The following is a 19,775-nucleotide window of genomic DNA, read 5'->3' as shown; positions in this document are numbered from 1 at the left end:
CGGGGTCAGGGGCTGAACGAGAGGAAGACGAAGGCCGCGAAGATGGAGAGGTGGACGCCGCCCTGGAGGAGGGTGGCCCGGCCGGGCACCACGGTCAGGGCGCTGACGACGGCGGTGAGGACGAGCAGCACCATGTGGACCGCCCCGAGGCCGAGGACCAGCGGCCCGGAGAGCCAGATGGACGCGAGTGCGATCGAAGGGATCGTCAGACCGATGCTGGCGATGGCGGAGCCGTACGCCAGGTTGAGGCTGGTCTGCATGCGGTCCCGGCGCGCGGCCCGTACGGCGGCGAGGGTTTCGGGGAGCAGCACCATCAGGGCGATGACGACACCGACGACGGCCTTGGGCAGCCCGGCGGACTCGACGCCGTCCTCGATGGTGGGCGAGATGAGCTTGGCGAGGCCGACGACGGCGACGAGGGCGAGGACGAGGAGGCCGAGGCTCGCCCAGGTCTGCTGCTTGGTCGGCGGGTCGGCGTGGTCGTCCGCGGACTCCTGGCCTTCCCGCGGGACCGGCAGGAAGTAGTCGCGGTGCCGGACGGTCTGGACGGCGACGAAGACTCCGTACAGGCAGAGGGAGGCGACGGCGGCGAAGGCCAGCTGCGCGCCGGAGAACTCGGGGCCCGCGTGGCTCGTCGTGAACGTCGGCAGGACCAGGGTCATGGTCGCGAGGGTGCAGACGGTGGCGAGGGCGCCGCCCGACCCTTCGGCGTTGAAGACGGCGATGCGGTTGCGCAGGGCGCCGACGAGCAGCGAGATGCCCACGATGCCGTTGCAGGTGATCATGACGGCGGCGAAGACGGTGTCCCGGGCGTACGTCGCGGTCTCCTCGCCGCCGCCCGCCATGAGGGTAACGATCAGTCCGACCTCGATGACGGTGACGGCGACGGCGAGGACGAGCGAGCCGTAGGGTTCGCCGACGCGATGGGCGACGACCTCCGCGTGGTGGACGGCGGCGAGCACGGCGGCCAGCAGACAGACGGCCGCGATCGCGACCCCGAAGCCGGCCAGATCACGTCCCCACGTGAGTGCGAGGTCGACGGCCGCCACGACCGGTCCCCATGTCGTCCACTGTCGTGCCAGGCCTGCCGTGCTCGAACTCATGATCTGCATCCTGCCACAAAGCGGCATTCGCCCGTTGTGCCCGGTCCGCCGTCAGGGTGCGTGAGGGCGGGTCAGAGAGGGCGGTCGTGGCCCTCCCAGTAGGGCTCCCTGAGCCTGCGCTTGTAGAGCTTGCCGTTGGGGTCGCGGGGCATCGTGGTGATGAAGTCCACGGACTTGGGGCGCTTGTAGCCGGCGAGGCGTTCCTCACAGTGCGCCAGGATCGCGGCGGCGAGGTCCTCCCCCGGCGCGTGCCCCTCGGCCGGTTCGACCACTGCCTTGACCTCCTCGCCCCAGTCGGCGTGCGGAATGCCGAAGGCGGCGGCGTCGGCGACGGCCGGGTGGGTGAGGAGCGCCGACTCGATCTCGGCGGGGTAGATGTTGACCCCGCCCGAGATGATCATGTCGATCTTGCGGTCGCGGAGGAAGAGGTAGCCGTCCTCGTCGAGCACGCCCAGGTCGCCGACGGTGAAGAAGTCGCCGATGCGGTTCTTCGCCGTCTTCTCCTTGTCCTTGTGGTACGCGAATCCGCCCGTGGACATCTTCATGTAGACGGTGCCGAGTTCACCGGCCGGGAGCCGGTTGCCGTCGTCGTCGAAGACCGCGAGCTCGCTGATCGGCCAGGCCTTGCCGACCGTGCCCGGCTTCTTCAGCCAGTCCTCCGCGGTGGCGAACGCACCGCCGCCCTCGCTCGCCGCGTAGTACTCCTCCACGCAGTTCCCCCACCAGTCGATCATCGCCCGCTTGACGTGGTCCGGGCAGGGCGCGGCGCCGTGGATGGCGTGCCGCATCGACGAGACGTCGTAACGGGCGCGCACCTCCTCCGGGAGCGCGAGCAGCCGGTGGAACTGGGTCGGGACCATGTGGGTGTGGGTGCAGGCGTGCGCGTCGATGAGCCGCAGCATCTCCTCGGGCGTCCACTTGTCCATGAGGACGAGCGGATGCCCGATGTGCAGGGCGGCGCTCGCGAACTGCAGGACGGCCGTGTGGTAGAGCGGCGAGCAGACGAGGTGCACATTGCCGTCGAAGGGCCGGATCCCGAAGATGCCGAGGAAGCCGCCGAGGTACGTCTCCTCCGGGAGCTTGCCGGGCAGCGGGCGGCGGATGCCGCGCGGCCGGCCCGTGGTTCCGGAGGTGTAGTTCATGACCCAGCCGAGGGTGCGGTCCTCGGGCGCGGACTCCGGGAATCCGTCGAGGAGTTCGGCGTACGGGCGGAAGCCGGGGATCGCGCCGACGGCGTGGCGGTGCGTGGCGGGCAGACCGGCCTCGTCGGCGGCGGCCGTCGCGGCGGCGGCGAACCGCTCGTGGGCGAGGAGCACCTTGGCGCCGGAGTCGGCGACGATCCAGGCGATCTCGGGCCCGACCAGGTGGTGGTTGACGGGCACGAGGTAGAACCCGGCCTGGGTGGCGGCGAGATGGGCGACGAGGAACTCGACGCTGTTGGGCAGGACGACCGCGAAGGCGTCACCGCGCTCCAGGCCCGCCGCGCGCAGTCCGTGGACCAGCCGGTTGGCGTCGGCGTGCAGCCGGCCCGCGGTCCACGCCTCGCCGTCGGGTGCGATGAGGACCGTACGGGAGGGGTCGGCGGCCGCCTGGGACCAGAAGCCTCCCCCAGACTCCGTCCGGGGGGACCCCCATGCCTGCTGCTCGCTCATGTCGCGCTCCTTCCGGCGATGCGGTTGATGCGGTCGACGGCCTTCTCGAAGCCGCGGGTGAGCTCGTCGAAGACCTGCTGGACGCCGCGTTCGGCGTTCATCCGGCCGACGATCTGGCCGACCGGGGTGCCGAGCAGCGGCTCGACCTCGTACTTCTGGATACGGGAGACGGCCTCGGCGACCAGCAGTCCCTGGAGGGGCATGGGGAGCGTGCCGGGGCCGTCCGGGTCGTCCCAGGCGTCGGTCCACTCGGTGCGCAACTGACGGGCGGGCTTGCCGGTCAGGGCGCGGGAGCGGACGGTGTCGCCGGAGCCGGCGGCGAGGAGTTTGGCGGTCAGCGCGCGGGAGTGGAGGTCGGCCTCGGTGGTGGTGAGCCAGAGGGAGCCGAGCCAGACGCCCTGGGCGCCGAGGGCGAGTCCGGCGGCGATCTGTTCGCCGCTGCCGATGCCGCCGGCGGCGAGGACGGGGAGCGGGGAGACGGCGTCGACGACCTCGGGCGTGAGGACCATGGAGGCGATCTCGCCGGTGTGGCCGCCGGCCTCGTAGCCCTGGGCGATGACGATGTCGATGCCTGCCTCGGCGTGGTGGCGGGCGTGCCGGGCGCTACCGGCGAGCGCGGCGACGAGGACCTCGTGGTCGTGGGCGCGCTGGACCACGTCGGCGGGCGGGGAGCCGAGGGCGTTGGCGAGGAGCTTGATGGGGTAGTCGAAGGCGACGTCGAGCTGGTTGCGGGCGACCTGCTCCATCCAGCCGGTGATCCGCCAGCCGGAGGCCTCTCCCTCGGCGAGCTCGGGGACGCCGTGCTTGGCGAGGGTCGTGCGGACGAACTCGCGGTGCCCCTCCGGGATCATCGCCTCGACGTCGGCCTCGCTCACCCCCTCGACCTTCTTCGCGGGCATGACGACGTCGAGGCCGTAGGGCAGCCCGTCGGTGTGCTCCTGCATCCAGTCGAGGTCTCGGGCCAGGTCGTCGGGGGCGGTGTAGCGCACCGCGCCGAGCACGCCGAACCCGCCGGCTCTGGTGATGGCGGCGGCCACCGCGGGGAAGGGCGTGAAGCCGAAGATGGCGTGCTCGATCCCCAGTTTTTGGCTCAGCTCCGTCTTCATGGGCGGCAGGATGCCGCAGGGGCTCTGCCGAGGGAAGAGATTTTCTGATGCTGTGTCAGATTCTTTGTCCCGCCGCCCGCTTCCTTGACCCATACCCACCCCGGTAAGAAAGTTTCAGGCGTTGCGCGTGTGGCCGAAGAATTCTTTCAGTGGCATGGGAGAGGGTAGGGATGACGGAGGAATCGGCAGGTGGGCCGGGACGGAACGCGGCGGGTCGGGGACTCAGCCGCCGGTCGTTCGGCGGCCGACTGCTCGCCCTGGGAGGTGCGGTGATGGTCGGCTCGATCCCGGGGGCGGCCGCGGCCTCCGTGCCCGGAGGCGGGCGGACGACACTGCGGCACGGGTCCGCCGAGCGCGCCGGGCTGCTGCCCGCGCACCTCGACCGGCTGGTCGCCGACGCCGAGGCGTTCCTGGGGCCCGCCCCGAAGCACCCGTGGTACGCGGGTGCGGTCCTGCTGGCAGGCCGGGGAGGAACGGTCGCGTTGCACCGGCCGATCGGCGCGGCGGTGCGGTACGCGGGGTACGACGAGATGACGGACAGCGGGATCGAGCTGCCCGCGGAGCAGCAGATCGCGATGGAGCGGGACACGGTCTTCGACCTGGCGTCCGTGTCGAAGCTCTTCACCTCGATCCTGGCGGTGCAGCAGATCGAGCGCGGGGCGCTGGAGCTCGAGGCGAAGGTCACGGCGTATCTGCCGGAGTTCGAGGGCGGCGGGAAGCAGGATGTCACGGTCCGTCAGCTGCTCACGCACACCTCCGGGTTCCGGGCGTGGATCCCGCTGTTCAAGGAGCCGACGCGGGAGGGGAAGCTGCGACTGCTGTGGAACGAGACGCTGCCGAGTCCGCCCGGCACCAAGTACCTCTACTCCGATCTGAATCTGATCTCCCTTCAACTGATCCTGGAGGAGATCACCGGTCGCACTCTTGACGTACTGCTCCGAACCGAGATCACTGATCCGCTCGGGATGCACCGCACGCGTTTCAACCCCCCGCTCTCCTGGAAGCCGAAGATCGCGGCGACGGAGGACTCCCGGCTCCCCTGGTCCGGCCTCGACCGGGGCATGGTCTGGGGAGAGGTCCACGACGAGAACGCGCACAGCCTCGGCGGGATCGCCGGCCACGCCGGGGTCTTCTCCTGCGCCTGGGACCTCGCCGTGCTCGCCCGGACGCTCCTCAACGGCGGGGCGTACGGCCACGCCCGGATCCTCTCCCCCGAGTCCGTGGAGCTGATGTTCACGGACTTCAACACGGCCTTCCCCGGCGACGAACACGGCCTCGGCTTCGAGCTCCACCAGCACTGGTACATGGGCGCGATGGCCACCCCCCGTACGGCGGGCCACACCGGCTTCACCGGGACGAGTCTGGTCCTGGACCCGACGACCGACGCGTTCCTCGTCGTCCTCGGCAACTCCGTCCACCCGGTCCGCACCTGGCGCTCCGGCTCCGCACCCCGCGTCGCCGCGGCGAACAACCTGGCCCGCGCCGTCCCGGTCCGTCCGGCACACGGTCGGACCTCCTGGTTCTCGGGGATGGCGAGCGCGACGACGGCCACGCTGACGCTGCCGCCGCTCAGCGGCACGGGGCGCCTGGAGTGCGCGCTGTGGTGGGACACCGAACCGGGCGCGGACGCCGCCTTCCTGGAGGCGTCGACCGACGGCGGCGGGACCTGGGGTCCGGTGCCGTTCAGCACCGTACGGAAGGGGCAGGGGCCGCAGGAGCGTCCGGCGGGCTCGGTGAGCGGCTGGTCCGGGCGCGTCTGGCACGAGGCGGTCGCCGACCTGACGGCCTGGAACTCCGCCGCCGTACGCCTGCGCTGGCGGTACACGACGGACAGGCTCTACGTCGGACGCGGGGTGTACGTGGACGGCCTGCGGGTCCTGGACGCCTCCGGGCGCCCGGTGTTCGAGGAGGCCCGGCCGACGGACGGGTCCCTGATCGAGGCGGTGGGGTGGACCAGGTCGTCGGACTGACCCGTCCACGGGGCCCTCACCCGCCCGTCGCCTCCGCCCGTCGCCCCTCCACCCGGGAGAGGAAGTCCTCGACCACCTGACGGTAGAGGTCCGGCTCCTCGGCGGAGGGCATGTGGGCGCTCTTCTCGAAGAGCGCCCACTCGGCGCCCTCGATGCCCTCCGCCACGGGGCGGATCACGTCGGGGGTCACCATGTCGTAGCGGCCGGAGGTCACCAGGACGGGCAGGTCGATCTCGCCCAGGCGGTCGAGGACGCTCCAGTCCTTCAGGCTGCCCGTGATGTTCCACTCCGGGCCCCACAGCGCCGCGTTCACGTCCTCCCGCATGGTGAGGACGGAGCGGACGAGGTGTTCGGGCCAAGGGTCCAGGCGACAGAGCCAGCGTTGGTAGAAGGACATGGTCGCGCCCAGATAGGCGTCGTCGTCGGTCGTCCCCTCCGCCTCGCACCGGTCGATGACCTCGCGCTCCGCCGCGGGCAGGGAGTCCTTCAGCCGTCGTGTCTCGGCGGCGTAGGAGGGTGCGTCGGCGATGATGCCCGCCAGGACGAGGCCGGCCACGCCGGACGGCCTGCCGAGCATGTACGCGAGCGCCACCTGGGCGCCCCAGGAGTGGCCGAGCAGATGGAGGCGGTCGAGCCCGAGCCCCTGCCGTACGGCGTCGATCTCCGCCACGAACGTCTCCAGCGTCCACAGGGCCGGACCCTCCGGCTGGTCGGACTTGCCGCAGCCGAGCTGGTCGTAGAAGACGACGGCGCGCCCGTCGTCCGCGGCGAGGGCCGCGAGGTCCTCCAGATAGTCGTGCGGCAGGCCGGGGCCGCCGTGCACGACAAGGAGCGGCAGCTTCCCGTCAGGACCGGGAAGCCTGCCGCACACCTGGTACCAGGTGTGGAAGCCGCGGAACGGCACGGTGCCTTCGGTGACTGCCATGGCGCCTCCTGGGGGGATCCGGCATGCCCTCCCATCATGGGCAGGCCCCGGACGGCCGCGCCACGCGATGGTCCGCCGCCCGGCACCTGCGGCCGATGTGGGCGAGCGCCCCGGGTGGCGGCGGTCAGCCTTCCGATACCGCGGCCGCGCGCAGGGCGTCGAGCACCGGGCTGATCAGGGGGTGTTCCTCGGCTCCGCGCCGTACCGCGGCGAAGACCCGGCGGGTGGGAGCCACGCCGTCGACCGGCCGGATCGCCGCGGCGTCGAGGGCCATGCCGCTGAGCGCCGAACGCGGCACGAGCGCCACGCCCGCCCCCGCCGAGGCGAGGGCGACAACGGCGCGGAAATCGTCGGAGGAGTGCTCGAGGCGGGGCGCGAATCCGGCGTACTCGCAAGCCAGGACGGTCACGTCATGGCAGGGGTTGCCCGCGGACTGGCCGATCCAGGCGTCCTTGGCGAGAGCCGCGAGGGCCACCCGGTCGCCGGCCGCGAGCGGGTGCCCGGGCGGCAGGACGGCGTCGAAGGGCTCCGCGTAGAGCGGTACGCGGGTGAGCCGGGCGTCGTCCTCGCCGGGGGCGCCCCGGTACTCGACGGCCACGGCCACGTCGACCTGGCGGTCCAGGACCATGAGCAGGCTCTCGTCACCCTCGGCGTCCCGCACGCGGACCCGGATGCCGGGCGCGGTGCGGGCGAGGCCGGTGATGGCGGGGGCGACGACCAGGCCGATGCCGGTGGCGAAGGCTGCCACCGTGACCGTGCCGGCCTCGCCGGAGCCGTACGCGGCGAGCTCGGACTCGGCGCGCTCCAGCTGGGCGAGGACCGCGTTGGCGTGGCTGAGCAGGATCTCGCCGGCCGGGGTGAGCCGCGCGCCCCGGGCGCTGCGCTCGACCAGCCGGTGGCCGGTCTCCTGCTCCAGGGCGGCGAGCTGCTGCGATACGGCGGAGGGGGTCAGATAGAGCGCGGCGGCAGCCGCCGTGACCGTGCGGTGGTCGGCCACCGCTCGGAGGATGTGCAGCCGCCGCGCTTCGATCATTCCCCTAGTCTCGCAGGGCGGCGCGCGCGTCGACGAACGCGTCCACAGCCCGGTTCACATCATCGGACGAATGCGCGGCCGAGAGCTGGACGCGGATGCGGGCCTGGCCCTGCGGTACGACGGGGTACGAGAAGCCGATCACGTACACACCGCGCTCCAGGAGCAGCTCCGCCATGCGCCCGGCCTCCGACGCGTCGCCGATCATGACGGGCGCGATGGCGTGGTCGCCGGGGAGGATGTCGAAGCCCTCGGCGGTCATCCGGGTACGGAAGAGCTCGGTGTTGGCGCGCAGCCGCTCGCGCAGGTCGCCGGCGGACTCGAGCAGGTCGAGGACCTTGAGCGAGGCGGCGGCGATGACCGGGGCGAGGGTGTTGGAGAAGAGGTACGGGCGGGAGCGCTGGCGCAGCAGGGCGACGATCTCGGCGCGGGCGGCGACGTAGCCGCCGGAGGCGCCGCCGAGCGCCTTGCCGAGCGTGCCGGTGATGATGTCGACGCGGTCCATGACGCCGTGCAGCTCGGGGGTGCCGCGCCCGCCGGGGCCGACGAAGCCGACGGCGTGCGAGTCGTCGACCATGACCATGGCGTCGTAGCGCTCGGCCAGGTCGCAGATCTCGCCGAGCGGGGCGACGTAGCCGTCCATGGAGAAGACGCCGTCGGTGACGATCAGCTTGCGGCGCGCGCCGCCCTCGGTGGCCTCCTTGAGCTGCTGCTCCAGGTCGGCCATGTCGCGGTTGGCGTAGCGGACGCGGCGGGCCTTGGAGAGCCGGATGCCGTCGATGATCGAGGCGTGGTTGAGGGCGTCGGAGATGACGGCGTCCTCGGCGCCGAGGAGCGTCTCGAAGACACCGCCGTTGGCGTCGAAGCAGGAGGAGTAGAGGATCGTGTCCTCCTGGCCGAGGAAGGAGGACAGCCGCGCCTCCAGCTCCTTGTGCACCTCCTGCGTACCGCAGATGAAGCGCACGGACGCCATGCCGTAGCCCCAGCGGTCCAGCGCCTCGTGGGCGGCGGCGATCACCTCGGGGTGGTCGGCCAGGCCGAGGTAGTTGTTCGCACAGAAGTTCAGCACCTCGCCGGGCTGCCCGCCGGCGGTGACGGCCACCGTCGCGGACTGGGGGGTGCCGATGACGCGCTCGGGCTTGTGCAGACCGGCGGCGCGGATCTCGTCGAGGGTGGTGCGGACGTCGTCGCGTACGGAGTCGAACATGTGGGTTCCTTAGAGAAGATCGGACGCGAGGAGAGGGGTGATCAGACGGTCCAGTCGAGGATGACCTTGCCGCCCTTGCCGGACGCGGCGTCGTCGAAGGCGGCCTCGAAGTCGGTGAAGGCGTAGCGGCCGGTGATCACCGGGGCGAGGTCGAGGCCACCCTCCAGGAGGACGGACATCGCGTACCAGGTCTCGAACATCTCTCGGCCGTAGATGCCCTTGATGGTGATCATGGAGGTCACGATCTTCGCCCAGTCGACGGCGAAGTCCTCGGCGGGCAGGCCGAGCATGGCGATCTTGCCGCCGTTGGTCATGTTCGCGACCATGTCGCGCATCGCGCGCGGGTTGCCGGACATCTCCAGGCCGACGTCGAAGCCCTCCTTGAGGCCCAGCGTGCGCTGGCCGTCGGCGATCGTCTGCTCGGCGACGTTCAGCGCGAGCGAGACGCCCGCCTTGCGCGCGAGGTCCAGCCGCTCCTCGCTGACGTCGGTGATGACGACGTGGCGCGCGCCGGCGTGCTTGGCGACCGCGGCGGCCATGATGCCGATCGGGCCCGCGCCCGTGACGAGGACGTCCTCGCCGACGAGCGGGAAGGAGAGCGCGGTGTGCACGGCGTTGCCGAACGGGTCGAAGATCGCGGCGACGTCGAGGTCGACCTCGACGCGGTGCACCCAGACGTTGGACGCGGGCAGGGCGACGTACTCGGCGAACGCGCCGTCGCGGCCGACGCCCAGGCCGACCGTGGCGCGGCAGAGGTGGCGGCGGCCGGCCAGACAGTTGCGGCACTTGCCGCAGACGAGGTGGCCCTCGCCGCTGACCAGGTCGCCGATCGCGATGTCCACGACGTCACGGCCGGTCTCGACGACCTCGCCGACGAACTCGTGGCCGAGGGTCAGCGGCGTGGCGATGGTCTTCTGGGCCCAGCCGTCCCAGGAGCGGATGTGGAGATCGGTCCCGCAGATGCCGGTCCGCTTGACCTTGATCAGTACGTCTCCGGCGCCGATCTCCGGCTCCGGCACGTCCATGAGCCAGAGTCCGGGTTCTGCCTTGTGCTTGACCAGCGCCTTCAATGTCCTGGCTCCCGACGTGCGTGTCCTGTGACCTTCGGGGTCCGGGCACGGTTCCGTGCCCAAGATCCCTCAAGGGAAATCTTCCCTACGTCAGCCTCGCGGTCCATCGAGGTTTTCTTAAGCACCGCCACAGGTGAGCTTCACGCCTGGTCGGGGAAGGCCTGCCCGTTACCGTCCGAGCGCCGCCATCGCCGCGTTGTGGCCGGGGATGCCGCTGACCCCGCCGCCCCGGACGGCCCCCGCGCCGCAGAGCAGCACGTTGGCGTGGCCGGTCTCGACGCCCCAGCGGCCGGTGCCCTCTTCCCCGTAGGGGAAGGAGAGGTCGCGGTGGAAGATGTGGCCGCCGGGCAGCCGCAGGTCGCGTTCGAGGTCGAGCGGGGTCTTCGCCTCGATGCAGGGCCTGCCGTCGGCGTCGAGGGCGAGACAGTCGGCGAGCGGCTCGTCGAGGACGGCGTCGAGTTCGGCGAGGGTCGCCTTGAGGAGGGCGGCGCGGGCGCCGTCGTTGTCGGCGGCGAACAGCCGGGCCGGGGTGTGCAGCCCGAAGAGCGTGAGCGTCTGGTAGCCCTGGCCGGCGAGTTCCGGGCCGAGGATGCTCGGGTCGGTCAGCGAGTGGCAGTAGATCTCGGAGGGCGGCGCGGTGGGCAGCCGGCCCGCTGCCGCCTCGGCGTACGCGGTGGCCAACTGGCCGTATCCCTCGGCGATGTGGAAGGTCCCGGCGAACGCCTCGCGCGGGTCGACGGAACGGTCTCGGAGCCGCGGCAGCCGGGTCAGCAGCATGTTGACCTTGAGCTGGGCGCCTTCGGCGGGCGGCGGGGGCTTCTCTCCGAGTAGCTCGGCGAGGGCCTGCGGCGAGGCGTTGACGAGGACCTGCCCGGCCGCGACCACGCCTTCCCCGTCCGCCGTGCGGTAGGTGACCTCGGCGCGGGCGCCGTCGGTCTCGATCCGGACGGCCTCGTGACCGGTACGGATCTCCGCGCCCGCCGCGCGGGCGGCGTCCGCGAGGGCGTCGGTGAGCGCGCCCATGCCACCCACGGGGACGTCCCAGTCGCCGGTGCCGCCACCGATGACGTGGTAGAGGAAGCAGCGGTTCTGGAGCAGCGAGGGGTCGTGGGCGTCGGCGAAGGTGCCGATCAGGGCGTCGGTGAGGACGACGCCCCGGACCAGGTCGTCGGCGAAGGTCTCCTCGACGGCCGCGCCGATCGGCTGCTCGAAGAGCATCCGCCAGGAGGCCTCGTCGTCGACGCGGGAGCGGAGCTCCTCGCGGGTGGGCAGCGGCTCCGTGAGCGTGGGGAAGACCCGCTCGGCGACCTGGGCCGTACGGGCGTAGAAGCCCTGCCATGCCTCGTACTCGCGGTCGGAACCGGTGACGGCCGCGAAGGAGGCGCGGGTGCGGTCCGCTCCCCCGCCGACGAGAAGCCCGCCGTCTCCCTTCGGGGTGTACGAGGAGATGGACCGTTTCCGCACCGCGAAGCTCAGCCCCAGCTCGCGCACGATCTTCGGCGGCAGGAGCGAGACGAGGTAGGAGTACCGGGAGAGCCGGGCGTCGACACCGGCGAAGGGCCGGGTGGAGACGGCGGCGCCGCCGGTGGTCCCGAGGCGTTCCAGGACGAGGACGGTACGTCCGGCCCGGGCCAGGTAGGCGGCGGCGACGAGTCCGTTGTGGCCACCGCCGACGATGACGGCGTCGTACGAGCGCTGTGCGGTCATGTCTCTTGCTAACACGCGAAGATCGCCGGGGGAACCCCGCGGGAGCACGCGGCCCGCTCAGGACTCTGGTGTACGGGCGGCCGGCTCAGGCCCGGGGCGCGGGAGCGTCCGTGCCGCCGCGCAGGGCGGCCGCGCGGCGGTACAGCTCGGCGGCCTCGGTGTGGCGGCCGAGCCGTTCGAGGCAGTGGGCCTCGTCGTGGCGGGCCGCCAGCGTGTCGTGGTGCTCGGGTCCGAGAGTGCGGGCGCGGGCCTCGGCGACCTGGCGGTAGAAGGCGAGGGCGTCGGGCCAGCGCGCGAGCCAGCCCAGGCCGACGGCGATCTCGCGGCGGCTGACGAGCGTGTCCGGGTGGTCTGCGCCCAGGACGCGCTCCCGGATCGCGCACACCTCACGGGCCTCCGCGACGGCCTCCTCCCAGCGCGAGAGCCGCCCGAGGTTGACGCCCAGGCCGTGGCGGGCGCGCAGTGTCTCGGGGTCGTCGGGGCCGAGGACCCGGGTGCGGGCGGCCACCAGGTCGCGGTAGAGGTCGAGGGCGTCGCCGCTCCGGCCGAGCCGGCCGAGGCAGATGCCGACCTCGTAGCGGGTGGCGAGCGTGTCGCGGTGATCGGGGCCGAGGACGTCGGAGCGCGCGGCGGCGACCTCGCGGTAGGTGGCGAGGGCCTCCGACCAGCGCTCCAACTGACCCAGGTCGTAAGCGACTTCGTACCGGGTCACCAGGGTGTCGGGGTGGTCCTGGCCCAGCAGCCTGCCGCGCGCCTCCGCCACCTCCGTGGCCATCCGGTACGCGTCCTCCCGGCGTCCGAGGCGCCCCAGGTTGAAGGCCAGGTTGTGGCGACAGCGCAGGGTGTCGGGATGGTCGGCGCCCATGGTGCGCTCGCGGGCGGCGAGCACGTTCACGTACACCTGGTGCGCCTCGACGTGCCGCCCGAGCCTGCCGAGGACGTACGCGGTCTCCTGGCGGGCGGCCAGCGTGTCGGGGTGGTCCGCGCCGAGGACCCGCTCACGCGCCTCGGCGACCAGGACGAACTCGTGCAGGGCGTCGGCGGGGCGCGCGAGCCTGCTGAGCGTGAAGCCGAGTTCGTACCGGCTGGCGAGGGTGTCGGGGTGGTCGGGGCCGAGGACGCGGCGGCGGTCCTCGACGACGGACCGGTGCACGTCCTCGGCCTCCTCCCAGCGGCCGAGCCGGCCGAGGCCGAGTCCGGCCCGGTGGCGTCCGGCGAGGACGGCGAGGAGCTCCGGCGGCGCGGTGGCCCGCTCCTGGCCGTCCGGGGAGCGCGGCGGAACCACGCGGGACGCGGTCGTCCACTCCCCCGTGAGCTCGGTGGCCGGGTCGTACGCAGCCGCGCGCGTCGCGGTGGGATCGCCGACCACGCGGTGCCCGGCGGTCATCTGGCGCGCCCAGGAAGGCAGTCGGAGGGACACCCCGTCGGCGGGCACCCGGGCGGGAGGGAACGCGGCGGAGCCGGGCCCTTCTCCGGCGCGGGCCGAGATGATCCTGCGCCGCAGGACGCCCGCGTCGTCGGGCCGGCCGTCGGGGGTCTTGGCGAGGAGGTCGAGCACGATCCGGTCGAGGTAGTCCGGCAGTTCGGCCCGATGGGTCCGCAGCGGCTCGGGCGGGGTGTCGCGGTGGCCGACGAGGACGGCCCAGGCGTCCTCCAGGTCGAAGGGCGGGGCTCCGGTGGCGATCTCGTACAGCACGCAGCCCAGCGAGTACAGGTCGCTGCGGTGGTCGACCTGGCCGCCGCTGATCTGCTCGGGCGACATGTAGTGCGGGGTGCCCATGGCGATGCCGGTGCCGGTGAGCTGCGAGGTGTAGCCGATGTTGTCGCCGAGGCGCGCGATCCCGAAGTCGCAGATCTTCACGGCGCCGTCGCCCAGCCGCATGATGTTGGCGGGCTTGAGGTCGCGGTGGACGATGCCCTGGCGGTGCGTGTAGGCGAGGGCGTCGGCGACCTGCTCGGCGATGTCCACGACGTCGTGCACGGGGAGCGGGTGCTGCTTGTTCTCCTCCATGAGCTGACTGAGGTTCTGCCCCTCCAGCAGCTCCATGACGAGGAAGAGCACCCCGTCGTACTCGCCGAAGTCGTGGACGACGGTGACTCCGCGGTGCTGGAGGGAGGCGGCGACCCGGGCCTCGCGCCGGAACCGTTCCCTCAGCACCGTCACGAAGTGCGCGTCCCGCTGGGGCCCGAGCGGTTTGAGGCACTTGACCGCGACCCGGCGGCCGAGCGACTCGTCGGTGGCCCGCCACACCTCGCCCATACCGCCGCGCCCGATCACGTCGTGCAGCCGGTACCGGCCCTGGATCAGCCTGGTTTCCGCCATCGCGTGCTGTCGCCCCCGTATGCTCTTCGCGCCCTCCCCGGCCCGTCCAGTATGGCCGCCTGATTGCGGAGTTTGTACGGGGCGGGACGCGCGTCGGGGCCGAGGCGGGACATCGCGTTCAGAATGTGACCTGGCGGCAGCCGCCAGCGGAGCCCGGCCGGTATCGAACGCAGCAGATTGGCCGTCGCGGTGAGCTGGTACGTGACGGTCTCGGGCGGCGGCGCGGGCCTGCCGTACAGCTCGTGGGCGTAGTGGGGCAGGCAGTTGTACGCGAGTGACACCACGCGCCGCCAGATGATCTCGCGCGCCGGTACGAGGGCGGGGTTGACGGGCGGGCGCCTCAGGAACGTGTCGACGGTGTGGGCGTCGGCTCCGGCGGCGAGTCGCGGCCGTACGCCGTCGAAGTAGGCGGCGAGCTCGTCGGCGGTGGCGGGCACGGAGTCCGGGTCGAGCCCGACGAGCCGGGCGGAGACACGGTGTTCGTCGATGTAGCGGTCCGCCTGGGCATCGGTGAGGGCGATGCCGGAACGGCGGACGACGGAGAGGTACGAGTCGACCTCGGCGCAGTGCACCCAGAGGAGGAGCTCGGGGTCGTCGACTCCGAGGAGCCGGTGGATCTTCCGGACGCGGGCGCCGGCCGCCTCGGCGGCCTCGGTGGTGCCGTAGCTGATCGTGCCGACGAAGTCGGCCGTTCGCAGCAGCCGGCCCCAGGCGTCACGGCGGAAGTCACTGTTGATCATCACGCCGCGCACGGCGACGGGGTGGAGCGCCTGCAGGTACAACGCGCAGACCCCGGCGATCCACATCACCGGGTCGCCGTGCAGCTGCCAGGTCACGGAGTCGGGCCCGAAGAGCCCGGGGTCGGGGTCCTGCCTCATACGGCTCAGGCTAGGCGCGCGGCGGACGCTTGGCCCGGGGGAACGCGAAGCTCGTCCGTCGCCAGGAACGTATGTCGCGCCCACAAACTCGTCCCGACGCGTCCTCAACGGCCAGGTCGAGCCTGCTCGCGCACCCACTCGGGTGCGGGATTGGTGTGCGGCCGGCCCGCCACGACGACCGTCGGCACGGTCTCGTTGCCGTCGTTCGCCGCCCTCACCACCTCGGCGCCGGCCGGGTCGCGCCAGATGTCGACCCAGTGCAACTGGCGCGCCTTCGTGCCCAGTCGGAGGCGCAGGCGCAGACAGTACGTACAGCCCGGCCGCCAGTAGACGACCGGCCGGCCGTCGGCCGCGCTGCGGCGTTGCGCCTCGAGCGCACTGATCGACCTCGGGAAGACCAGAGGCGAGTTCACACCCGCGAGCAGCACGAACACCAGCAGGACTGCTGCGGCTGAGCCGGGACTCCCGCTGAAGAGCAGCCCGGTCGCGGCGGCCGAGCCGCCGAGCACGAACAGCAGGGGCAGGATCCACACGCGCGTCATGACGAGCAGGCTAGTCGCGAGCCGACATGTCCCTCCCATCGGCCCTGTCGGGCTCACATCGGCCCACATCCGCTCACCTCAGCGGCGGACGCGGGGCATCCCGAGGCCGATCCAGGAGATGATCTCCCGCTGGATCTCGTTGTTGCCGCCGCCGAAGGTGAAGATGACCGCCGAGCGGTAGCCGCGTTCGAGTTCGCCGTGCAGGACCGTGCCCGCCGAGCCCTCCTTCAGCGCGCCCGCAGAGCCGACGACCTCCATGAGCCAGGCGTAGGCGTCGCGGCGGGCTTCGGAGCCGTAGACCTTGACCGCGGAGGCGTCCTGTGGGGTGAGGGTGCCGTGGTGGACGGCGTTCACCATCTGCCAGTTGAGGAGTTTCATCGCGTCGAGCCTGGCGTGCGTACGAGCGAGGCTGCGGCGGACCCAGCCGAGGTCGATGACCCTGCGGCCGTCGGCGAGCTTGGTGTCGGCGGCCCAGCGCTGGACGTCGTGGAGGGCCCGGATGGCCATCGTGCCGTGGGCGGCGAGGGTCACGCGCTCGTGGTTGAGCTGGTTGGTGATGAGCCGCCAGCCCTTGTTCTCGTCGCCGACGCGGCGGGAGACCGGGACGCGGACGTTCTCGTAGTAGCTGGCGGTGGTGTCGTGCGAGGCGAGGGTGTTGATGAGGGTGCAGGAGTAGCCCGGGTCGCTCGTCGGGACGAGGAGCATGGTGATGCCCTTGTGGGCGGGGGCGTCCGGGTCGGTGCGGACCGCGAGCCAGACCCAGTCGGCGGTGTCGCCGTTGGTCGTCCAGATCTTCTGGCCGTTCACGACGTACTCGTCGCCGTCCCTGACCGCCCGCGTCTTGAGCGCGGCGAGGTCCGTGCCGGCGTCGGGCTCGCTGTAGCCGATGGCGAAGTCGATCTCGCCCGAGAGGATCTTGGGCAGGAAGTACGCCTTCTGTTCGTCGGTGCCGAACTGCATGATCGTCGGGCCGACGGTGTTCAGGGCCATCAGCGGCAGCGGAACGCCCGCCTGGGCGGCCTCGTCGAAGAAGATGAACTGCTCCATGGGGCTGAGCCCCCGGCCCCCGTACTCGACCGGCCAGCCGACCCCGAGCCAGCCCTCGGCGCCGAGCCTGCGCACGGTCTCGCGGTAGAAGCGCTTCTGCGCGGCGGGGTCGGCGTAGCGGGCGTGGACGTCGTCCGGGACGAGTTCGGCGAAGTACGCACGCAGCTCCTCGCGCAGGCGGTGCTGGGCGGGCGTGTACTCGAGGTGCATGGGGCCTCCCGTGGCGGCGTCCTGGGTACCGTGCGCGCGATGGCGGCCACGGTAGAACGTGTTCCATAAATGGGGAAGCCCCACGACAGCCCCGGCTCGGCGGGGGAAGTCCGGGCCAAGGCTGTCGGTGGGCTGGGCGTCCGGTCGGATGATCGTCTGTGGTCTGTCGGTGCGGTCAGGGCAGGAGCTCGTCCAGGGAGGCGCGCCCCTTCTCCGCCATGCGGCGCTCCGCCCACGCGAGGCTCTTCGGATTCACGTCACGTCCGGAGGCCAGGATCAGGTCCTCCGCCGTGTATTCGCCCTCCGACCCGGCATGCAAGAGGCGGTCGGGCGTCGGGCTCTCCCCCGGAGATGTCTTGTCGGACTCAGCGTTCATGCCGCCTCCTCGTTCTTCCGGTACCGGCCATTCTCGTGTCCGGTGGCGTGGACCGCATCCGGGCCACCGGACCGGCGACGCCGTGTCGGCTCCGTGTCGATCCGGTGTCGGTGGGCGCGGGGAGGGTGAGAAGCCGTCGGCCCCGAATCCGACCATCGGATCTCGACCACCCGCCACCGATCGCCAGGAGTCCGCATGCCCCCTTCCCCGCCCGCCACCCTGCCCGTCCGCCGTCTCCGGGTCGTCGCCGTCCGCCCGGTCACCCCTCGCTCCGTCAGGGTCACCTTCGGTGGCGACTCCCTCGCCGACCTCGACCTCGACGGGCCGGACCAGCAGGTGAAGCTGTACTTTCCGCGCCCCGGCCGGTCCGAGCCCGTGCTGCCCGCCCCGGACCCGGCCGCTGACGTGATGCGCTGGTACGCGGCGTACGCCGCGATCCCGGAGGCCGAGCGGCCCTGGATGCGCAGCTATACGATCCGGGCCCACGATCCCGGCGCGACGACCGTCGACATCGACTTCTACCCGCACGGCGACGACGACCGTACGGAGGAAGGTCCCGCGACGCGCTGGGCGCGGGCCGCGCGGCCCGGCGACACGCTCGGCATGTTCGGGCCGTCGGCGTACTTCGCCACGCCGGTGACCGTCGGCGCGGCGGACTGGACGCTGCTTGCCGCGGACGGCTGCTCGCTCCCCGCGCTCGCGACCGTCGCCGAGGCGCTCCCGCCCGGCCACCGGGCCCTCGCCTTCGTGCAGGTCACCGACGCGGCCGAGGAGCAGGCACTCGACACAGCCGGCGATCTGACCGTGCACTGGCTACGCGGGGACGTCTCGCCGGCCGACGCGGTGCGCGGAGCGGCGCTGCCGCCCGGGACGCCCTACGTCTGGCTGGCCGGGGAAGCCGGGGCCGTACGAGCGCTGCGGCGGCACCTGGTCGAGGAGCGCGGCTACGACCGGCGCGCCGTGCACTTCACCGGGTACTGGCGCCGCCACCTGACCCAGGACGACGCGCCCACGCCGGAGGACTTCGCCGAGGCGCGGGAGCGGTTGGCGGCGGCCGAGGGCTGACGGGGGCGTCCGGCGCTTCAGACGAGGGCCGCCGCCTCCCGTACGGAGAGGGTGGCGCCCTCCTCGTACCGTCGCGCGTACGTCGGCGCGTCGAGGGCCGCGCGCAGCGCCCGCTCCGCCTGGGCCCGTACCGCCGACTCGGTCTGCTCGGTGAAGGGGCGGAAACCGGCCCCCCCGGCGTCCCCTCGGTGGACGTCGTACGCGCCGAGCAGGCGGGCGCCGTCCTCGGCGTCGTGCGGGCCGCCGCGTCCGGCCCGGGCCCAGGCCGCCGTCGGGAACAGGCCGACGACGAGGTACGGGGCGACCAGGTAGGCGAGGCCTTCCACGTCCCGTACGGCACGGGTCAGCCGGTCGGCGGCGTCGACGTACGCGCCGTCGAGGCAGTCGAGCCAGCCGCGCAGGCCCCCGGTCACGCCGAGAAAGAGGTCGGGAGTGTCGCCGCGGAACTCCGCCTCCATGCGATCGACCTGCTCCCGCGCGAGGGTGGTGCGCCCGGTGTGTCCGTAGTGCTGGGCGAGGAGCAGCCGGGCCGTGCTGACGGGTTCCCCGCTCGACTCGGCGGAGGCGTCGGCGGCGGCCTCGACGAGGAGCCGTTCGGCCGCAGCACGTGCCTCCAGGCCCGCCTCCTCATCCGTCTCCGTCTCTGCCTCCGTGTCCGTCTCCGTCGACAGGAGTCGCAGTCGTACGGCGGCGAGTCTGGCCGTGAACACGGTGGACTGGGAGCGGGCGCCGAGCCCGGCGGCGGCCTGCGCCGCCTGCTCGTAGTCGGTGGCGGCCTCGGCGAGGCGGCCCGATCGTTCGTACGCCTCGCCGCGCGCGGAGCGGGACTCGGCGATGCCCCAGGCGTCCCGCACCCGCTCGAAGTGGGCGAGCGCGGTTTCGGCGTCGGCGGGTCGGTCGCCGAGGAGCTTGGCCCGCAGCAGGTGGGTGAAGGCGAGGTCCCAGTCGAGGCCTTCGGCGCGACAGGCGGAGAGGAGTGCGTCGAGGGTCTCGTCGAGGCTGTGGAACTCGCCGGTCATCAGGCGGGCGAAGAACCACATGGTGCCCGGCTGGCGGCAGTTCTGCGGCATGCCGGGACGGTAGGCGGAGACGATGGCGTCGAGGCGGGCGCGGGTCTCGGGCCGTTCGAGGGCGGTGGCGCCCTCACCGCCCTCGGACGCGAGGACGAGCAGCCGGCACCCGCGGCGCGCCTCCCACAGCTGCTCCTCGGACCAGGGCGGCGGTGTGTCGGTGCAGCGGTCGGCGAGGGGCACGGCGTGTCGGACGGGCGCGGCGAACGGGTCGGGGCCGAGGGCGGCCGCCGCCTGCGACCAGACGCGGGCGTCGGCCTGCCGGGCACGGAGCTGCCAGAACCAGCTCATGGACAGGACGAGGCAGAGCGCCTCCTGCTCCGCGCCGAGGTCCACAGCGTTCCGCAGGGCGGCGGTCACGTTGCCGTGCTCGGTTTCGAGGCGCCTGAGCCAGACCGGCTGGCCGTCGCCGCGGAGCGCGGGGTCGGCGTGCCGGGCGAGCTCGCGATAGTGGACCAGATGCCGGCGCTCGGCCTCCGCCCGGTCCCCGGCCT

The 19,775-nt window shown here is 72.5% G+C and carries 15 protein-coding genes and 1 pseudogene; 2 read left to right on the top strand and 14 right to left on the bottom strand.

Going from position 1 to position 19,775, the window contains the following annotated elements:
• Positions 1-5: 5 nt before the first annotated feature.
• The 3 genes from AB0F56_RS27385 to AB0F56_RS27375 form a co-directional block, all read right to left on the bottom strand.
• The gene (locus AB0F56_RS27385) at positions 6-1,103 is read right to left on the bottom strand and encodes an ionic transporter y4hA (protein WP_362014190.1); all 1,098 of its coding nucleotides are present in this window, start codon (positions 1,101-1,103) and stop codon (positions 6-8) included.
• 71 nt (positions 1,104-1,174) lie between these two features.
• Positions 1,175-2,755: an acyl-CoA synthetase gene (locus tag AB0F56_RS27380; RefSeq protein WP_362014189.1), complete on the bottom strand. Its 1,581-nt coding sequence runs from the start codon at positions 2,753-2,755 to the stop codon at positions 1,175-1,177.
• On the bottom strand, positions 2,752-3,861 hold the full coding sequence (locus AB0F56_RS27375; protein WP_362014188.1) for a nitronate monooxygenase family protein: 1,110 nt from the start codon (positions 3,859-3,861) through the stop codon (positions 2,752-2,754). Before AB0F56_RS27375 ends, AB0F56_RS27380 begins: the two co-directional genes overlap by 4 nt.
• Positions 3,862-4,031: 170 nt before the next feature.
• Here AB0F56_RS27375 and AB0F56_RS27370 point away from each other — a divergent pair, with 170 nt between their 5' ends.
• Positions 4,032-5,831, top strand: coding sequence for a serine hydrolase (locus AB0F56_RS27370; protein WP_362014187.1), 1,800 nt, complete (start codon positions 4,032-4,034; stop codon positions 5,829-5,831).
• 16 nt (positions 5,832-5,847) lie between these two features.
• On the opposite strand, the gene AB0F56_RS27365 is transcribed toward AB0F56_RS27370, so the two are convergent.
• The 10 genes from AB0F56_RS27365 to AB0F56_RS27320 all read right to left on the bottom strand — a co-directional run bounded on the left by AB0F56_RS27365 (position 5,848) and on the right by AB0F56_RS27320 (position 17,146).
• Complete coding sequence (locus AB0F56_RS27365) at positions 5,848-6,756, bottom strand: proline iminopeptidase-family hydrolase (protein ID WP_362014185.1); 909 nt, start codon at positions 6,754-6,756, stop codon at positions 5,848-5,850.
• Between the two features lie 124 nt (positions 6,757-6,880).
• Positions 6,881-7,789 (bottom strand): LysR family transcriptional regulator, encoded by a 909-nt coding sequence (locus tag AB0F56_RS27360; RefSeq protein ID WP_362014183.1) that lies wholly within the window; start codon positions 7,787-7,789, stop codon positions 6,881-6,883.
• Positions 7,790-7,793: 4 nt separating this feature from the next.
• Positions 7,794-8,993: a glycine C-acetyltransferase gene (locus AB0F56_RS27355; protein ID WP_362014181.1), complete on the bottom strand. Its 1,200-nt coding sequence runs from the start codon at positions 8,991-8,993 to the stop codon at positions 7,794-7,796.
• 41 nt (positions 8,994-9,034) lie between these two features.
• Positions 9,035-10,063, bottom strand: coding sequence for an L-threonine 3-dehydrogenase (gene tdh / locus AB0F56_RS27350; RefSeq protein WP_362014179.1), 1,029 nt, complete (start codon positions 10,061-10,063; stop codon positions 9,035-9,037).
• A gap of 168 nt (positions 10,064-10,231) precedes the next feature.
• Positions 10,232-11,770 (bottom strand): NAD(P)/FAD-dependent oxidoreductase, encoded by a 1,539-nt coding sequence (locus AB0F56_RS27345; protein ID WP_362014177.1) that lies wholly within the window; start codon positions 11,768-11,770, stop codon positions 10,232-10,234.
• A gap of 85 nt (positions 11,771-11,855) precedes the next feature.
• Positions 11,856-14,093: a serine/threonine-protein kinase gene (locus AB0F56_RS27340; protein WP_362014175.1), complete on the bottom strand. Its 2,238-nt coding sequence runs from the start codon at positions 14,091-14,093 to the stop codon at positions 11,856-11,858.
• A complete protein-coding gene (locus AB0F56_RS27335; RefSeq protein WP_362014174.1) occupies positions 14,075-14,971 on the bottom strand; it encodes an oxygenase MpaB family protein in 897 nt (298 codons plus the stop codon). Before AB0F56_RS27335 ends, AB0F56_RS27340 begins: the two co-directional genes overlap by 19 nt.
• Before the next feature lie 104 nt (positions 14,972-15,075).
• Positions 15,076-15,513, bottom strand: coding sequence for a glutaredoxin domain-containing protein (locus tag AB0F56_RS27330; protein ID WP_362014173.1), 438 nt, complete (start codon positions 15,511-15,513; stop codon positions 15,076-15,078).
• 78 nt (positions 15,514-15,591) lie between these two features.
• Entirely contained in the window at positions 15,592-16,770 is a 1,179-nt protein-coding gene (locus AB0F56_RS27325; protein ID WP_362014172.1) for an acyl-CoA dehydrogenase family protein, read from the bottom strand.
• A gap of 175 nt (positions 16,771-16,945) precedes the next feature.
• Complete coding sequence (locus AB0F56_RS27320) at positions 16,946-17,146, bottom strand: hypothetical protein (protein WP_361966323.1); 201 nt, start codon at positions 17,144-17,146, stop codon at positions 16,946-16,948.
• Positions 17,147-17,341: 195 nt separating this feature from the next.
• Here AB0F56_RS27320 and AB0F56_RS27315 point away from each other — a divergent pair, with 195 nt between their 5' ends.
• Positions 17,342-18,211 (top strand): siderophore-interacting protein, encoded by an 870-nt coding sequence (locus tag AB0F56_RS27315; protein WP_362014170.1) that lies wholly within the window; start codon positions 17,342-17,344, stop codon positions 18,209-18,211.
• Between the two features lie 17 nt (positions 18,212-18,228).
• Here the strand turns inward: AB0F56_RS27315 and AB0F56_RS27310 are convergent.
• Positions 18,229-19,775, bottom strand: a pseudogene (locus tag AB0F56_RS27310) (AfsR family transcriptional regulator); the annotation flags it as partial.

It is taken from the genome of Streptomyces sp. NPDC026092 (assembly GCF_040638605.1).
GTDB lineage: Bacteria > Actinomycetota > Actinomycetes > Streptomycetales > Streptomycetaceae > Streptomyces.
This window is presented reverse-complemented; position numbering and strand designations above follow the sequence as displayed.

What these genes read in the sequence shown, in the direction of transcription:
- AB0F56_RS27385 (WP_362014190.1), bottom strand. Translation starts at nt 1,103, where the DNA reads ATGAGTTCGAGCACGGCAGGCCTGGCACGACAGTGGACGACATGGGGA.
- AB0F56_RS27380 (WP_362014189.1), bottom strand. Translation starts at nt 2,755, where the DNA reads ATGAGCGAGCAGCAGGCATGGGGGTCCCCCCGGACGGAGTCTGGGGGA.
- AB0F56_RS27375 (WP_362014188.1), bottom strand. Translation starts at nt 3,861, where the DNA reads ATGAAGACGGAGCTGAGCCAAAAACTGGGGATCGAGCACGCCATCTTC.
- AB0F56_RS27370 (WP_362014187.1), top strand. Translation starts at nt 4,032, where the DNA reads ATGACGGAGGAATCGGCAGGTGGGCCGGGACGGAACGCGGCGGGTCGG.
- AB0F56_RS27365 (WP_362014185.1), bottom strand. Translation starts at nt 6,756, where the DNA reads ATGGCAGTCACCGAAGGCACCGTGCCGTTCCGCGGCTTCCACACCTGG.
- AB0F56_RS27360 (WP_362014183.1), bottom strand. Translation starts at nt 7,789, where the DNA reads ATGATCGAAGCGCGGCGGCTGCACATCCTCCGAGCGGTGGCCGACCAC.
- AB0F56_RS27355 (WP_362014181.1), bottom strand. Translation starts at nt 8,993, where the DNA reads ATGTTCGACTCCGTACGCGACGACGTCCGCACCACCCTCGACGAGATC.
- AB0F56_RS27345 (WP_362014177.1), bottom strand. Translation starts at nt 11,770, where the DNA reads ATGACCGCACAGCGCTCGTACGACGCCGTCATCGTCGGCGGTGGCCAC.
- AB0F56_RS27340 (WP_362014175.1), bottom strand. Translation starts at nt 14,093, where the DNA reads ATGGCGGAAACCAGGCTGATCCAGGGCCGGTACCGGCTGCACGACGTG.
- AB0F56_RS27335 (WP_362014174.1), bottom strand. Translation starts at nt 14,971, where the DNA reads ATGAGGCAGGACCCCGACCCCGGGCTCTTCGGGCCCGACTCCGTGACC.
- AB0F56_RS27330 (WP_362014173.1), bottom strand. Translation starts at nt 15,513, where the DNA reads ATGACGCGCGTGTGGATCCTGCCCCTGCTGTTCGTGCTCGGCGGCTCG.
- AB0F56_RS27325 (WP_362014172.1), bottom strand. Translation starts at nt 16,770, where the DNA reads ATGCACCTCGAGTACACGCCCGCCCAGCACCGCCTGCGCGAGGAGCTG.
- AB0F56_RS27320 (WP_361966323.1), bottom strand. Translation starts at nt 17,146, where the DNA reads ATGAACGCTGAGTCCGACAAGACATCTCCGGGGGAGAGCCCGACGCCC.
- AB0F56_RS27315 (WP_362014170.1), top strand. Translation starts at nt 17,342, where the DNA reads ATGCCCCCTTCCCCGCCCGCCACCCTGCCCGTCCGCCGTCTCCGGGTC.